Source organism: Nitrospira sp., from assembly GCA_024998565.1.
Lineage (GTDB): Bacteria > Nitrospirota > Nitrospiria > Nitrospirales > Nitrospiraceae > Nitrospira_A.
This window is the reverse complement of record JACOEM010000011.1, coordinates 110,348-127,237: the sequence shown is the minus strand read 5'-3', so window position 1 is coordinate 127,237 and position 16,890 is coordinate 110,348. Positions and strand designations below refer to the sequence as shown.

Genomic DNA, 16,890 nt, shown 5'->3' with positions numbered 1-16,890 from the left:
GGGTGCGACGTACCCCGACTAACGGCCCTCTCACATAATTATATAGGGTTTCGGCCAAGGCCCGGACGACCCGAGCTTAACGACGCTTCATGAGCCCCCCGGCACTGCCGGGCCACAGCAGCAACAGCGGGCTCGCCACGAAGACCGATGAATAGGTTCCGAACATCACACCCCCGAGCAATGCCAGGGAGAAATCGTGCAAGACCTCGGCGCCTGCGAGCACCAGTGGAATGAGCACGATGACCACGGTCAAACTGGTGACGATGGTACGGCTCAGAACTTGGTTGATGGCCTGGTTGATGATCGTTTCTTCATCCTCACGCCGGCGCGTCCGCAAATTCTCACGAATACGATCGAAAACGACGACGGTGTCCGTCAACGAATACCCGGCCAGGGTCAGCAACGCCGTGATCACCAGCAGCGTGATCTCTTTATCCAGCAGATAAAAGACACCCAGCACAGCCAGCACATCGTGGAATGTCGCCAGGGCGGCGGCCACGCCGAACCGCAACTCAAACCGGACCGCAATATAGAGCACGATCCCGACGAAGGAAATCAGGACCGCAATCATGGCATCTTCCTGGAGTTTCTTCCCGATCGTCGGGCCGATTTCCATGCTGGAATCGACCACAAACTTGTTGGCGGGGAACTCCTTGCTGAACACCGCCATGACCCGTTCGGCAACCTTCTCCTCAATCGTGGTCGACGCCTTCACGCGGATGAGCAACTTGTTGTCCTGCGTGAACTCCTGCAACTCCGCCGATCCCAGGCCGTTATTTTCCAGAGCACGCCTCGCCTCGTCGATCTTCATCGCTTGCTCGAACTTCAACTGCACCGCCGTCCCGCCGGCGAAGTCAATTCCCAGATTCGCCGCGCCGCGCGCGATTTGAAGCACCGCGATGAGACCCAGAAAGGCGAGAATGCCGGAGATCACAAACGTGATGGACCGCTTCCCCATGAAATCGATATTCGTCTTCCCCAAAATCTCGAACATTCCGGCTCCTTCCTAGATACTGAGCTGCTCAATTTTCCTGCGCTGATTGAACAGGTCGAACACCACTTTGGTCCCGACCAGCGCCGTAAAGAGGTTGATCGCGATACCGAGGCAGAGGGTCACGGCAAAACCTTTGATCGGCCCGGTACCGAAGAGAAACAGGGCGAACCCCGTGATCAGCGTCGTCACGTGCGAGTCCACAATCGTCAACAGCGCCTTATCGTATCCCGCATCGATCGCCACCCGAACCGCCTTGCCCTGCCGAAGTTCTTCTCGGATGCGCTCAAAAATCAGCACGTTCGAGTCCACACCCATACCGATGGTCAAAATGATACCGGCGATGCCCGGCAAGGTCAGTGTGGCGTTCAAGCCGGCGAGAGCCCCGATCAGACAGATCAGATTCAGCAACAGCGCAAAGTTTGCGATCACGCCGGAGAGGCGGTAATACAGGGCCATGAACACGATCACAAGGAGGCCCGCAAAAAGCGTGGCCTTCACACCTTTTTCGATGGAATCCTGCCCGAGAGACGGACCGACGGTCAGGTCCTGGATGATCTTAAGCGGTGCAGGCAACGCCCCGGCGCGCAACACGATCGACAGGTTGTTCGCTTCTTCCATCGAAAACGTCCCTGTGATCTGCGCTCGCCCGCCGCTGATTCGTTCCTGAATGACCGGCGCTGAATAGATGGTATTGTCGAGCACGATCGCCATGCGCTTCTTCACGTTCTCGCCCGTGATGCGGTCGAATTCCCGCGCGCCTTTCGCATCGAACGTCACGGACACGTAGGGTTCATTGAACTGGCCGATGGAGACCCGCGCATCGCTCAACACGTCGCCGGCCAGCATCACCCGCTTTTTCACCAGATAGGGCGCCAGCCATTCCTGCCCGCTGTCTTTTTCGACGATCCGTTCGAACAGAATCTGGTCGCCTTCCGGCACTTTCCCCTCAACCTGCTTCAGGAACGCGTCCTCGCGCTCCTTGCCCTTCTGAATTCGGCCGGGCAGATCCAGCTTGAGCTGATTCTCATCGTCCAACAATTTGAACTCGAGCAGCGCGGTCTGCTTGATCAGATCCTTGGCAAGCTTGGCATCCTTGATACCGGGCAACTGGACGACCACCTGCTTGAGCCCCTGTCGCTGGATTAACGGTTCTGCCACACCGAACTGGTCGATGCGATTCCGGATTGTCTCCAGAGCCTGGTTGATGGCGGAGTCCTTGATGCGCTTGATCTCCGCATCCCGCAACTCCCAGACGACCTTGTTTGCAGACCCGGCCGACTCCACCTCCACATAGGTCGGGAAATCGTCCAACAGTTTCTGGACCTGCGCCTTCAATTCGGCATTTTGAAATCCGATGGTGATCTGCGACGAGCCGGTACGTTTCACCGACTCCGCCGGGATTTTCTTTTCCACTAACAGATCCTGGAGCCCCGCCGCCGTCCGCTCCACGGCAATCTCGACGGCCCGATCTTCCTCCACCTCCAACACCAGGTGAATGCCGCCTTGTAAATCCAACCCCAGGGTGACGCCCTTGTCCGGCAGGACCTCACGCACCCACCGCGGCAGTTCCTTGTACAGAGGTTGGTATGAGGGCAAGAAAAAGATGATCGAGGCGACCACCATCGTCACTAGGGCTAACAACCGTCCGCCGACTTTTTTCATACGTGCGCCAATCCTTCCCGTCTCCGTCGCGTGCGTCAGTCTTCTTCTTCACCGCGCAGCCGAGCGATATGCTCTTTCTGGATTTTGATTTTGGTCGTGTCCGCGATCTGGAGCGTCACCGTGTCTTTTCCTAAATTCGTAATGGTCCCCCAGATTCCGGATGCCGTGACCACCTTGTCGCCCTTCTTCAACGTTTCCATCATCGTCTTCAACTGCTTCTGGCGTTTTTGCTGCGGCAGAATCAGCATGAAATAGAAAATGACGAAAATCAGGACGAACGGGACCAGCGAGAGAAGACCACCTCCTGCGCCTGTGCTCCCCGATGTTCCCTGAGCCCATGCCACCGAATCCCACATAATGTCCCCCGCCTGTGCCGCCGTTAAGACCCGTTCGTATTCTGAATGTCCGATCGACCATCATCGGCCGGCCGATCCACGACATACGTCCGATGAAATTCACGGCGAAACTCCTGAAAGGTTCCGCCTCGAACGGCGCTCCGGATCTCCTCCATCAACTTCGCAAAAAACCATAAGTTGTGAATCGTATTCAGCCGGGCGCCCAACATTTCTTTGACGCCGAACAAGTGGTGCAAGTACGCCCGGGTGTACCGCGTGCACACCGGACACCGGCAAGCCGGATCGATAGGCTGTTCATCACGCGCATACCGAGCCTGCTTGATCACCACACGCCCGAACGAAGTAAACAACCAGCCTGTGCGTCCATGACGCGACGGCACGACGCAATCGAACATATCGACCCCGCGCGCCACCCCTTCAACCAGATCCTCGGGCATGCCCACGCCCATCAAATAACGAGGCTTGGCCGACGGCAACTCGGGCACCGTGACATCCAACATGCCATACATGTCGGCCTTGTCCTCGCCTACCGACAATCCACCGACGGCATATCCGTCAAACCCCACCGAGACCAGATCACGCGCCGACTCCACTCTCAAACCGGCATCCAGGCCGCCCTGAACGATCCCAAATAACGATTGATCCGTCCGCCGCTTAGCACTGACGCACCGGCGCGCCCAGAGCGACGTCCGCTTGGAGGCATCTCGAACTTGATCCAGGGAGGACGGCAATGCCACGACATGATCGAACGCCATGATAATGTCCGCGCCTAAGGCTTCCTGAATTTCGATGGAGGTTTCCGGGCTGATAAACCGCGACGACCCATCGATATGAGATTGGAACATCACCCCTTCATCGGAGACCTTGCAAAACTTTGCCAAACTGAAGACCTGGAACCCCCCACTATCGGTGAGAATCGCGCCGGGCCATGCCGTAAACCCATGCACCCCGCCCAACTCTTCCACCACTTTATGGCCGGGGCGAAGATATAAGTGATAGGCGTTATTCAAGATGAGGCCATATCCCATCTTGAGCAATTCCTCTCCATCGACACTGCGCACATTGCCCAGCGAACCGACCGGCATAAACGCCGGCGTCGCGATCTCACTGCGGGCGGTCGTCAACACACCGACGCGCGCACGGCCGCCGGATTCTTCATGGGTGATGCGGAAGGTTAACATGGGATCGGCGGTCCTACATCTGCTCGGGGGCTGACACGCCCAACACGTTCAACCCGTTTCGGACCACCTGCTGCACGGCCCACATGAGTGCCAGCCGGGCACCCGTCAGACCCGGCGTCATCACCTCAGTTGTCCGGCCTGAGGAGCCCGACTGCTCTGTGGATGAGGCGGCTGCCGCATCGCTGTCTGGTGCCGGAGGTAAAATCCGGTGCTTGTTATAAAAGGGATGCACCATGCCGGCCAACTCACGAAGATAGTAGGCCATTCGATGCGGCTCCAGCTCCACGGCACTCGCCTGCAATACCACCGGGAAGGCCGACAGTTTCCGAATGAGCGCGAGTTCATCAGGATCTTCCAATACGTTGAGATCGGCTTGACTCGGAAGGGGACAGGCAATGCCACGCGAAGCCGCCACACGCCGGAGACTGGCAATCCGCGCATGCACATATTGCACGTAATAGACCGGGTTTTCCTGCGATTGCTGCTTGGCCAATTCCAAATCGAAGTCCAGATGCGTGCTGGAATCGCGCATGAGAAAGAAAAACTTGGCGGCATCCGCCCCAACCTCGTCCATCACCTCGCGCAGCGTAATGAACTCTCCGGACCGCTTGGACATTTCGACCTTCTGGCCTCCACGAAGGAGATTCACCATCTGCACCAGCACGACCCTCAGTCGTTCCCTCGGGTATCCGTAGGCCTGCACCACCGCCTGCATCCTCGGAATATACCCGTGATGGTCGGCGCCCCACACATCGACCAGGAGATCAAAGCCCCGTCGCAGCTTATCTCGATGGTAGGCGATGTCGGAAGCCAGATAGGTATAGTCCCCCTCCTGCTTGCGGACCACCCGATCCTTTTCATCACCAAACGCCGACGATCGAAACCATTGCGCGCCCTCCTGATCGAACAAGAGGTCCCTGGCTCGCAGTTCATTCAGTACCTGCTCCACGGCGCCAGACGACAACAACGAGGCTTCACTGAACCAGGACTCAAAGGCGATCCCGAACGTCTCCAGATCCTGACGGATGAGTGCCAGTAATTCCCGATACGCGAACTCCCTACTCCGCTGTTCCGCGTCAGCGACGGGAAGCGAGAGCAGCGCCGCGCCCTGTTCCGCCTTCACCTGCTCGGCGACCGTGCGAATGTACCCGCCATGGTATCCGTCTTCAGGAAAGGACACCGTCTGCCCACAAGCCTCCCGGTACCGCGCCAGAACAGACAGTCCCAGCAACTTCATTTGCCGGCCGGCATCGTTAATGTAGTACTCACTGACGACATCATGTCCGGTAGCGCGTAAGAGACGGACCAGGGCTTGCCCCACAGCCGCGCCGCGTCCATGTCCGACATGCAACGGCCCGGTCGGATTGGCGCTGACATACTCCACGAGCACTCGCTGCCCCTGCCCCACTTGGCTGGAGCCATACCGCTCGCCCTGCGCTTCAATCTCGCGCAGAACATCCATCCAGAGCTCCCGCTTGACCGTCAGGTTCAGAAAGCCCGGTCGCGCGATTTCTGCACGACTGAACAATGCCTCGCGCTGCTCGATGTGATCGACAATAATCTGGGCGATTTCAAACGGAGGGCGACGCTCCGATGCTGACAACGACATGGCCACGGTGCACGACACATCACCCCACTCGGGCCGCTTCGGGGCTTCGAGATTGACCGTCGGCATTTGCTCAAGCTTGAGCATCCCGCGTTGTTGCGCCGATCGAAGTGCCCCGACCAACGCCTGACTGACCTTGTCTTGCACCACACCCTGAGTCACAAAAACCCCTCTAAGTCTGCGTGGAAACAGCGAAAATCAAACTGGGAATCTAACACACCATGACATGAGAGACAAGATCGTGAGTTAGGTGGCAGGAACGGTCCGTCGCTCTGCCAACAATAGTCGGCAGGCCTCGATGATGCGCTCCGGAGCGATCTGAAGACACACGCGCTCACGGCACTCTGCCACGGCACTCCAAGTCCGGCAGGTACAGGGCGCTCCAGATACAATCGACACGGCGCGACCAAGCGGAGCCCAACGACGTGAATCAGTAGGGCCAAAACAGGCAATCGTAGGAACCGACAAGGCAGCCGCAAGATGGGTCATGCCGGAATCGTGCCCCACATAGAGTTCCGCGTGCGACAGCACCCCTGCCACCGTGGACAAATCCAGCTCACGGATGACCGGAACATCCAGCTTTGTAGTCTCGAGGACGCGCTCCACAGCCTCACTATCAGCCGGGCCTTCCAGCAATAGGGGAGCCATGTCAGCCTGAAATAACCACTCGATCACAGGCACGAGAAGCCGTCCATCTAAACACTTATGCGGGCTCCCGCTCCCGGGATGCATCACCACCACCTTGTGCCGACTCTCTTGAAGGAGCCTCTCAACGATGCGCCTACCGCGTTCACGAATGACTGGTGAGAGATCGAGTGGGGCGCCGTGTATCTGTGGCGTCCCGGGTATCTGATGAGTGTCACTGACCTGAATGGCATCAAGATACCGCGACGCCTGGTGCTCGGCACGCAGGTCGGTAGATGAAGCAGATTGCAGGCAGACATACTGAACACCCGAGGCCCGCAGTGTAGCCGAGAGGGCCCCTTCTGTGTCCGGTAGCCACCCGACTGCTAAATCGCAGTTGCGGAGCCAGGCTCTGAAGTCTGAGCAAAGACTATCTGGCCCAACCCAAAGCCCACTGAAATAGGACGATTCAAGAGGGAAGAGGCGATCAACTTCACGAGCTTCGCACAAGAGTGCTCCTACGGACTGTCCGGCCAACAATGCGATCTCATGCTGTGGAAACTGGCATCGGACTGCGAATAAGGCAGGGCGGGCCAAGAGTACATCGCCTATGGCCCCGGCATGAATCACGAGCACCCCGCGCCTATTCACGCCCTGTGGTACCTTGCTCGTCACGGCTTATCGGGTATCGCTGAGTCGGCGAGAGTCAAATCGTCTGGCGTATTGATATTCTGAAATGAACGAAGACCACCACCAAGAGATGACAGGTCATTTGCTCCTACCACCGCAACTCGTAGTTCTTCCGTTCGATACAGCGCATGGATTTTCAGATCATGACGCTCAGCCATCGCCTTGAGAAATTCGGCGCATCGCTTGGAATATATGGCGTGCATGGGTTGGAACTGTCCCTCGAGTTTCGCAACAATGACATCGGCCGTGTCATCGAAGGAGGCCATGAAACGAATCAGCTCGAGGTCAAGAAACGGCATGTCACAGGCCACGGCAAATATTCTCGGCTGCGACGCCGCCAGTAGCCCGGTATACAAACCTCCCAAACTACCCGCATTCGGGATCACATCATAGACTACCCTACAGCCACGCACATCCAGTGAATCAATGGGTTCAGCCAAAACAATAATGGTCTCCACGAAAGTACCCATCAAGAGAGAGAGCGTCCGGTCAAAAACACTCTTCCCACCTACCTTCAGAAATCGCTTATCACGCCCCATGCGACGGCTCTTTCCACCGGCAATGAGGACTCCCGTGGCATTGACTAGGCTGCGCTCATTCATCCCAACTCAGTCCCCAGAGTCTCATCGCCACAAAAAAAGAGGGGGTGAGTTTCCCCACCCCCTCGCGACACCACCCCTAGCTCGAGTATCGACTTAGAGGACCTTGCCCTTTTTCTTGTTGGCCCGGCGGGTCAGCATCCACCCTTCCAAAAACACCACGCCAACTGCGATAACGGCCGGGTAAATGTACACTTCCTGCGGAATCGGAGGCTGCAAGATTGTGTAATAGAAGGCCGACACGGCCATCTTCCGTCCCGCATCCCCGTTGTGTCCGTCCCAGGCAAAGAAGACCATCGGAATGTACTTACCGATGTCAAACCGGGTGTACTCATCATAATCATCCTTGTCGCCCTTAAGCGGACGGGAGATCATGACAGTCCACTGTCCGTTCTTCCACTCTGACTTTAACAACTTAACTTTTTCTTCGAAGTCATCGCGTTCCTCGAAGTCCTGATCCCAACCGGTTCCCTTGAAGGACCGGAGGGAACCATCCGCCTCCCACTTCAAGATGTCGGCGTTGAACTTCGCATCACCCCACAAATATCGTGGCTTAAACGGAGCAGGAATCTCCTGCCACTTGATGGGGAATTGGAATGCAATACCATCGTTATAAACGGCGTAGTTGTTCTGAGCTGCAGCAATTGAACCTTCTTCTCCGGTCTTAGGTGCCTGCTCCTTCACACCAAAGTTCTCGACATTGACTTGAGTGGGCGCCCAAGGAAGTTTCCCCTCGGCGACACTCTTCGTCCGGTCATCCCACTGGATCAGGTACACCACGTTCTTGTCGTTGTACAGTGATTTAACCCAGATATCATCGATACGATTGACGAAGTTACGAGGTTTGTGAGTGATCTGACCGCCCATCGCCACATAACGACGGCCCTGCTTCTTCCACATCTCATTTTCTGGGTCGTTTGAAATCTCACCCTCGACCGGCGCAGAAGGCACAACGAAGTTGATCTTCGGCTTATCGGTCAAAGGATCGATACCCAGGGGCTTGCCCTCTTCATCGCGTTCGCACAACGAGTTCACGAAGTTCGCAATGTTCCAGCGATCTTCGACCGACGTGCTATCCGCAAAGGACGGCATCGGCGTTCCGTTGACACCCGTGGAGAAGGTACGGAAAATGTTTCGTACGTTGTAAGGGTCTTGCCGGCTTCCTCGGAAATTCCAGCACTTGTGCCAGTTGGCCGGCTGAATCGAAAACCCCCAATCATCTTTCAGATTGAAAGCGTTTCCGTCTCCACGCCCTTCAACACCATGGCACTCGATGCACTTCTTGTCCACGATCAACTGAGCGCCCTTCTTGATACTGTCCTCGGTCGCCTCAGCAGGTTTAATAGTTCCGAGCTGGAGGATCGTCTGCGTCTCAGACTGTTTGTCGGTAAATTTTCTATCCTTAACCAGCTGCGTTGTGACGAAGGACAGAACCTGGATACGCTGCTCCTCGGTCAAGATACCTTCCCAGGGTGGCATGGCCGAGCCAGGAAGACCGTGCGTGACGGTGTCGAACAGGTCATTCTTGCCGGAATCAGGAGTCTTCTCGTTGTAATTGAAGAGCGGCAACTCTCCACTCGCCGTATGGCGAATTTTGAAGGTACCCTGATTGAAGTTACGCGGACGTGGCCACAAACGATCAGCACCTGGCCCGTCGCCCGCACCGTCCACACCATGACACCAGACACACTTGGTGAAATAGACACGCTTTCCGGCTTCGATCATCTCGGCGGGCGGAGCCGGGGCCAATTCACCCTTGGCAAAGCCTTCCGGAAGATCTCCAGCATGACCCAATCCCACCGCACTTGCAGAGAGGATGAGGGCACCTAAGGCCGCTCCGATAATCGGGGTCGCCTTTACGTTCATACGAAGTTTGCTCATTGTTAACCTCACCACCTGTTCTCCCAGGTTGTTTGTAAGATTCAGGATTAGTCCCATGTCCGAGGATAGTATCCCGTGTGCCAGTATTCGAACAGGATCACCTTCCAAATTTCATCTGTGGTCAGGTGCTGTTCCCATGGTGGCATAACCGAGGCCCAAGGGAATCCTTCGTTCGGCAAACCGATTCCGCCCTTCGCTACCCGCCAGAAAATGAAGGTTTCCTGCAACTGCGCAATCGTTCCTGGATCTGTGAAGTTAGCAGGAATCGGGTTGAACGCAAAGGCATGGAGACCACGACCGTTCAGATTGTCGCCGTGACAGAAGTGACAATTCTGGAAGAATATTTCGCCACCTTCCCGAACGTACTTCAGGTATCCTTCAGCTTTGTCATCCCATGGGTTGGCGTTGGGAGCCATCAGTCGTCCCATGCCTTGCTCCACGATCAGCTTATTGCTATAGGCTTGATCGTACTTACCTTCAAGATTGACCCGGTAAGGATTCTGAGAAGTCTGGAGGGTGTAAGTCTTGCCATGCACCTTCGTGCTTGCTGGTGGTGCAGGATGCACGGTCCGCAACTCAATCGGCTCATCGACACTCGGCTTCATCGTCAAGAAAGAGAAGCCGCCAATGAGTAGCGGAAGAAGAATCAGATACATCGTGCGTAGTGCCTTATGGAAGCCGGTGTTGGCATCCAAAACATTGAGAATCGGCTGACGGAATTTCTTCCAATCCTCTTCATTGGCCGACACCCACATGAACACGGCTACGAACGATACGGTTCCGTACATGGCACGAACGCTGAACGGAATCGGCGGATAGATACGGAACTTGAGATAGGTTTGGATAAAGGCCCAAAACAACACACCCTGCCAAAACCGAGGGAAAGCAATTCCCATCGAGTTGGCTAGATAACTCAGGCCGGTGAAGCCAGCCACGAATACGGCTAGCTCACTTAGGACCTGCATGGGCATGTAGCCCTCAACGAGCCTGACGGTGTTCGAGGGAATCACTCCGAAGATCATGCCGATCAACATGAGCAGTCCCAGGACGCCGATCAATGCCCCGACTGACATTAATGCTTTCATGTCCTCATCTCCCTTTCTTCCGCAATAGCAACCAGATACCCATCGCAACTAGGAGGCCTTGGGTGGCTCTTTCCCTTCCTGCACCTGCGAGAGGTAATCTACAAGTTTCTTGAGCGCGCCGGCGCTAAGCTTCTGACCGAACACCTTAGGCATGGTATTGTCAGGGAAGCCTTTCACAACGTAAGCGCTAGGCTCAACAATGGATTCCATTATGTAGTCAGGGACGCTCTTCGCCTTTCCCTTATAATCCTTGTCTTTAATGCGTAGCGGAGCATTTGTTCCCTCGACCAGCTTCGGACCAATCGTGCCGGTCGCTCCAGCGATACCAGGGATCGTATGGCATGCCACACATTGTCCCTTCGCAAAAATCTGATCGACAGGCTCAGTCCCGTCAGCCATGAGCGCGGATGCACCCCCGCCGGCGGCCTTGTCGCCCTCTGTTGGCGGCTTTGGACGCTCAGAATCCGGGATGAACTTTTCATAGGACTTCACAATTTCATCAAAGCTCGGAGCCTCACGCCCTTCACGCACATACAGCCAGGTGTCGACAGCCGCTAACTCGGGCAAGGACAAAGAGATCGGCGGCTTATGGATGGACGGCATAGGGCTGACTTTATCATTGGTACCCTTCACACCGTAACCAGCCACCACGAAACAGCTCGGACAGGCATGGGACTCGGCAATGTATTCTTGGCCATTCTCTGCGGTTCCAGATCCAGGAAATGCTTCCTTCTGGTCTGAATCACGAGCTGCAGCATTTCCCTTATGATAACGAGGATCGTCGATCTGCGTTCCCGCGCGCTCCGGCAACCCGTCGAGGTTTGGCGCACGCTCTCCCAACATTCCTTTATGGAAAGCATGGCAGAGCGGACACTGTCCCTTACCGATCGCCCCCTGAACCTTGTTCTGACCAACGCCGCCAAAGATAATCTTCTCGCCTTCGTCAGCGAGCTCCGTCTGGGGCATGTTGCTGAAGTCTTTCTTTTCTTCGATGGGCGGAAATCCACCTTCCACCTGGGGCAACCAGTTACCGTAACCGGAAAGTGCTGCGGCGATGAAAAACATGAAGCCGCCGATTTTCAGCAAGGCGCTGATGTTCGTGAAATACAGCGCCATCATGAACGTCATCGATGTAATGAGAACCAGAGACACCGGCAAGAGCCGTGACTCTTCGAAGAAGTTCATCTTGTAATTGGCGATTGCCATAAAAAGTAGCATCGCGCCAATGATGCCGATGAACGTCTTGAACACCGCACGCTTGTTGGCAACTGGGTCTGAAATGGAGGCCTTGAAATAAAACATTAGGCCAACCAGGATGCCTAATGCTGGCCAGCCCATCGCTAAGGCCGCTTTAATGAGTTCAATCACAGCTCAAACCTCCTGCAGGAGGGGAAGGCGCTGGCCACCGATACAGCCAGACGCCCTCCCTCATTGATTCATTTCTTGCGTTTTGACTAGTGACCCACCGCTGGCGCAGCCGCCCGACCAGGCACGGCTGCCTTCGCCTCGACTGGCGCCTTCTTGGCACCAAGGGCTCCCAACCAAAACACGAACATAATTGAAATCCAGAAGAACAGTACGTTCGCAGAAATCATGTTCGCGGCAAAACCCACCGTGTGGGTATACGCCCATGGTGAATTGTCACGCATGATTTCGTTGACGTGCCAGAACAAGCGGACGGAGGATCGGATGTATCCCATCAGACCCATCATCCACGTGAAGGCCGTGGCCAACATGATGAGCGCATATTGAGAGCGAGCAGAAATCTTGCCCCACTCAATCGGTCCCATCTGCTTGGCACCCTTCATCATGACGCTGTTAAGTGCGAACATGAAGAACAGGCACGACAGCGTGGTAGCCACCTGCGGAACGGACAACCCGACTCGTACGTTCGCCGGAATGTAGTAGCCATACACAGCCAACATAATGATGTTGAGGTACGCAAAGAAGAAAAAGCAGCCCATGAAGATATTGCCGAACTTCGACCACGATACCGTGGACACCTTGTTGCCTCGCATGTACCACACGAAGCTCAAGACCGTGGTCGTGATGATGACGTTGATTCCACCGTTTTTGGCCGACATCACGCCATAGTTACCCAGCACTGGATGCTGCTGACCACCCATTGCCTTCAACTCGGCTGGAGTCATGACGATGGTGTGCGGCGTAATAAACACCAGATATCCGCATGTAAGCAGGAATACGAGATACTTGATGTAGCGCTGATACTTTTCCGCACCACGCATCCGTCCGAGAGCTTGCCAGAGATAGTAATTCGTACTCAGGAACAGAATTCCGATCATGGTGGCCTGAATGATAAACAGCCAAGCCAGCAGACCGCCCATCAAGGTAATACCCATCTGCTGACGATATGCATAGACTTCGCGCATCAACCAGTAGCCGGCGAATGGCAACGGAATCAGGAACGCCACACCGAGAGCCATCGCGATATAACCCATCCAGTCGTAGTGAGCACGCTCCTCATCGGTCTTAGCAGACAAGAAACGGTAGGCCGCATAGGCCGCCACGACACCACCACCGAAGGCCATATTACCGAGAATGCGATGGAGATTGAGCGGGTTCCACAATGCGGTGTGGATCACGTGCCAAATGTTACCCAGATACCGGCCCTGCTCATCAACGCCGGCAGGAGACATCATGAAGCCGATCCATGAATTCGCCAGGAACATCAAGATGGTGCCGATGACGTTCAGGACGACGGACATGCTGAGGTGAATCCATTTCAGGAACCCCTCCTTCATCTTGTCCCAGCCATAGTAGTAAATGTAGAGGGTTCCGCTTTCGGCCACGAACATCAATGCATAAATATGCATGACCGGCCTAAAGATACCCGAGAGATACTGGAAGAAGGCTGGATAGAGAGTCAGGAAGGTGAAGATCAGAATACCGCCCAGAATGGCCGTCAGAGAGTAGGCCGTCAAACTGATCTTAATAAAGTCGTACGCCAGCTGGTCATACCGCTTGGCCATCGCCTTATCCTTGGTCACCACACCCATAAATTCGATGACCATACAGAAAATGGGAACAGCCAAGACGAAGCTACCATAGTAAAGGTGCTGCTGATTGGCAAACCAGAGCAGGACGCGACTCTCGAAGTTGTATCGCGGATAGTCCTTCTCGCTGTCCGTTGTCTTAGGAGCTGGCGGGCCCGAGACAATACCTTCCGTCTTGTAATAAACGTCCTTACCCTTCTCAACCTTTGCGTCACCACCCTCTTTCTTCACGCCGGCAGCAGGAGCGCCACCGTCGCTAGCAAGGGCAGGGATCGCAACCAGAATAGGCAAGAGGAGGAGGCCGATCATTGCGCCTAGCGCCATGATCGACATCAACTTCGTGCGGGTTACAGAGCCCATGGGTTACCTCCTTGATACATCGCGTATGTGAACAACAACTTCAAAGCCCTACCCTCCGAATAATTACTTTCGAAGGAGATACCAAAAGTCCAAACCCTGCGCATCCATCAGAAAATGATCAACCGCTGCAAAAAACGAGACGCAGATCAGCACGGATACGACGACATACACAATTGTTTGGCCCATCTCAAACCCCCCTCAACTTGATAAACGATTTCCCAGGCCAGAATACCGGATCAGCAAGGGCACTGAATCCCGCCGAACCAGTAAAAAAACCAAAGACTCACTGCCAGGGTGATGTAGAAAATCATTTTTCCGATCTTAACTTGGACGTCATCCTGAGCAGCTTCCATCTTGATTCTCCCAACGGTTTAAGTACGTATTTTGAATTGACACACCAACTACGCTGTGTTAATCAAAATCCCTCACGCACATGATTTTTAAAGGGATTTTTATGGCTAAAAATTCAAAAGTGTTCGACATTATAGTTTTGGCTGGAATGGTTGTCAATATCATTTTGGCCGTGTTTCTGATCCTCTACTACTTCGATTTCCTGTGATTTTCTCCGCCCCCACGCCTCCAGACAACCGGCCATTTTCCGCACTGGATTGAGCGCAACGAAAGCCGATTGTTTCATCCCGAAAATCCTGCATCATCTTGCTGCGCGCGGTAATGCGTAAATCAGATCCCGAACTGGTATACGCAGCCCCGCGCAGCACCTTGTAGGTCCCGTATTCAGGACTTTCCGGATTGCGCTCCGAAGCTGCGGCATAGGCCCCCTCAAGGTACCAATCGTTCACCCATTCCATCACATTGCCCGCGCCGTCCATTACACCATAGGGACTGGCGTCACTCTTCACCCGCCCCACCGGCGCCGCCACGTCAAACCCGTCGTCTACGCGAGCCCAATTCGCCGCATTCGGCACTTCCACGTTTCCCCATGGCCACAGGCGACCATCCGGCCCACGCATGGCCTTTTCCCACTCCGCCTCAGAAGGCAGCCGCCTTCCACGCCACTCACAATAAGCTTTGGCATCCTCCCAGGAGACATAGACCGCAGGCTGATTCACACCTCGCATGCGCAGCGTATTTTTCGCATACCGTGAGGGCGGTCCTGACTTTCGATGTCCCGTTGCCTTCACAAACGCGGCATATTGCGCATTAGTCACCTCGTAACGATCAATCAGAAACTGGTCGAGGTAAATCGTCCGCTCAGGCTGCTCGTCGAACCCGCCCCGGTTGGTCCCGAGCACAAACGGCCCCGCAGGAATCACAACGAGTTCTTCTTCAAGGGGTTCTTCAACGGAGGCCGACTCAGGATTGGAGGCGCTCTGATCCTGCTCGGCCGATTGAGGCTCAGCTTCGAACGGGGTGGATATCGTCCCGCGAAGAATTGCTATGATGGGCAAGCTGGCGGCAAACAACACCACCAGAAGAAAGATCACTTTGAATCGCGTTTCGAGCATGATGCAACCGACTACTTAACGACCACATCAGCCTCGATGTCTTTCGCGCAGCGAAAGCCGACCGTTATGTCATGCCGCCACGGCTTTGCCTGGAATCGCTTGGACGCACGCACGTTTCGTTTGGTCTCCCGCCAGGAACCGCCGCGGATAACCCGTTGCTCGCCCTGGTCAGGCCCCTTCGGATCACGATACGGAGAACCCCGATACGAATTTTCGTCATAAAAATCCGCGACCCATTCACCGACGTTGCCCGTCATATCGTAGATTCCGTAGGGACTGCGGCCAGACTCGAACGACCCGGGCGGGGCAAGGTAACGAAACCCATCCTCATTGCCATCGATGTTCGCGTAGCCCACCATAAACTCCTCACCCCAGGCATAGCGGCGCTTCCCCTCTCCACGAGCGGCCTTCTCCCACTCCGCTTCCGTCGGCAGCCGCTTGCCGGCCCATTTGCAATAGGCCTCGGCATCGTCCCATGTCACGGCGATCATCGGATATTCCGGCTTCAACAATTTGGCAGGGTCCTCTTCAAACACTTCGATCTTCCGCTTGATTCGCTTCGTCATCTTGGCGAAACGATCATAGGCATCCTGCGTGACCTCGTGCCTGTCCAGGAAATACGATTTCAAGTAGACCTGATGCTCAGGCTTTTCATCCGGATCACTATCGTTATCTCGACTGCCCATCACAAACGGCCCTTCAGACACTTGCACCATCTCACGTCCGTCATCGCCGACAAGCGTCTTATACATCGAGAAGTCCTGCGCGGCGGCCGCGGCAACCGGCTTGACCTCCGTGGTGATCGAAAGCACCTGCTGGCGCAACTGCTTCGCCTTATAGGATTCGTAGACCAGCCCGCCAATCATCAAAATAAACGACCCGAACACAAAGATGATCGACCCGATCAGCACACCCCTATTTTCCATCTCGTTACTCGCACCTCAGGATTTAATAACCGCCGAGTCAGCCGAAGCCTCGTCACTACTCGCTTCCAGTGCCGCAGCCTTTCTCGCTGCCCGCACATCCAACAACATCGAAATCTGCACGCCGAGAAATCCCCCCATCGCCGCGCCGGCCCCTGCCCCGAACGAGACCTTCTCAATTCCGGCAATAAACCACGCCAACAGGCCACCGAGTACCGTACCGACCAGGATACTGACCAGGAAGCGGCGCCCACCGAGAAAACCAACCACCGCGCCAAGCACCAATCCTAATCCGGATGCCAGGGGAATGGACGAGCCGCCCAAAATCGTGCCGATCAGGGCACCGACGGTGCCCATGACGACGACACCGAATACGACGTCGACCAGCGCGCTGGTCGAAGGTCGGTTCAACGCTGACATGCAGACCTCATCGTTGTAGAAACCGCGGA

At 55.4% G+C, this 16,890-nt stretch carries 14 protein-coding genes; all 14 read right to left on the bottom strand.

Annotated elements, in window-relative coordinates:
* Positions 1 to 76 precede the first annotated feature (76 nt).
* The 14 genes from secF to H8K11_16580 all read right to left on the bottom strand — a co-directional run bounded on the left by secF (position 77) and on the right by H8K11_16580 (position 16,861).
* A complete protein-coding gene (secF, locus tag H8K11_16645; GenBank protein ID MCS6265381.1) occupies positions 77 to 994 on the bottom strand; it encodes a protein translocase subunit SecF in 918 nt (305 codons plus the stop codon).
* Between the two features lie 12 nt (positions 995 to 1,006).
* Positions 1,007 to 2,656 (bottom strand): protein translocase subunit SecD, encoded by a 1,650-nt coding sequence (secD, locus tag H8K11_16640; GenBank protein ID MCS6265380.1) that lies wholly within the window; start codon positions 2,654 to 2,656, stop codon positions 1,007 to 1,009.
* Positions 2,657 to 2,691: 35 nt separating this feature from the next.
* Entirely contained in the window at positions 2,692 to 3,012 is a 321-nt protein-coding gene (gene yajC / locus H8K11_16635; GenBank protein MCS6265379.1) for a preprotein translocase subunit YajC, read from the bottom strand.
* A gap of 23 nt (positions 3,013 to 3,035) precedes the next feature.
* A complete protein-coding gene (gene tgt / locus H8K11_16630) occupies positions 3,036 to 4,193 on the bottom strand; it encodes a tRNA guanosine(34) transglycosylase Tgt (GenBank protein ID MCS6265378.1) in 1,158 nt (385 codons plus the stop codon).
* Positions 4,194 to 4,206: 13 nt separating this feature from the next.
* Positions 4,207 to 5,961: an arginine--tRNA ligase gene (locus tag H8K11_16625; protein ID MCS6265377.1), complete on the bottom strand. Its 1,755-nt coding sequence runs from the start codon at positions 5,959 to 5,961 to the stop codon at positions 4,207 to 4,209.
* Positions 5,962 to 6,045: 84 nt separating this feature from the next.
* Entirely contained in the window at positions 6,046 to 6,531 is a 486-nt protein-coding gene (locus tag H8K11_16620; protein MCS6265376.1) for a glycosyltransferase family 9 protein, read from the bottom strand.
* A 563-nt stretch (positions 6,532 to 7,094) separates the two neighbouring features.
* Positions 7,095 to 7,715 (bottom strand): molybdenum cofactor guanylyltransferase, encoded by a 621-nt coding sequence (locus H8K11_16615; protein ID MCS6265375.1) that lies wholly within the window; start codon positions 7,713 to 7,715, stop codon positions 7,095 to 7,097.
* 93 nt (positions 7,716 to 7,808) lie between these two features.
* Positions 7,809 to 9,593, bottom strand: a complete 1,785-nt coding sequence (locus tag H8K11_16610; protein ID MCS6265374.1) for a c-type cytochrome — start codon at positions 9,591 to 9,593, stop codon at positions 7,809 to 7,811.
* Positions 9,594 to 9,640: 47 nt separating this feature from the next.
* The gene (locus H8K11_16605) at positions 9,641 to 10,678 is read right to left on the bottom strand and encodes a cytochrome c (protein MCS6265373.1); all 1,038 of its coding nucleotides are present in this window, start codon (positions 10,676 to 10,678) and stop codon (positions 9,641 to 9,643) included.
* A 48-nt stretch (positions 10,679 to 10,726) separates the two neighbouring features.
* Positions 10,727 to 12,046, bottom strand: a complete 1,320-nt coding sequence (locus H8K11_16600) for a nitric oxide reductase (GenBank protein ID MCS6265372.1) — start codon at positions 12,044 to 12,046, stop codon at positions 10,727 to 10,729.
* A gap of 86 nt (positions 12,047 to 12,132) precedes the next feature.
* Complete coding sequence (locus tag H8K11_16595; protein ID MCS6265371.1) at positions 12,133 to 14,052, bottom strand: cytochrome ubiquinol oxidase subunit I; 1,920 nt, start codon at positions 14,050 to 14,052, stop codon at positions 12,133 to 12,135.
* A 512-nt stretch (positions 14,053 to 14,564) separates the two neighbouring features.
* Positions 14,565 to 15,518 carry an SUMF1/EgtB/PvdO family nonheme iron enzyme gene (locus tag H8K11_16590; GenBank protein MCS6265370.1) on the bottom strand — a complete coding sequence of 318 codons (954 nt, stop codon included), beginning with the start codon at positions 15,516 to 15,518 and terminating at the stop codon, positions 14,565 to 14,567.
* A gap of 11 nt (positions 15,519 to 15,529) precedes the next feature.
* A complete protein-coding gene (locus tag H8K11_16585) occupies positions 15,530 to 16,444 on the bottom strand; it encodes a formylglycine-generating enzyme family protein (protein MCS6265369.1) in 915 nt (304 codons plus the stop codon).
* Positions 16,445 to 16,459: 15 nt separating this feature from the next.
* Positions 16,460 to 16,861 (bottom strand): hypothetical protein, encoded by a 402-nt coding sequence (locus H8K11_16580; protein MCS6265368.1) that lies wholly within the window; start codon positions 16,859 to 16,861, stop codon positions 16,460 to 16,462.
* Positions 16,862 to 16,890: the final 29 nt, after the last annotated feature.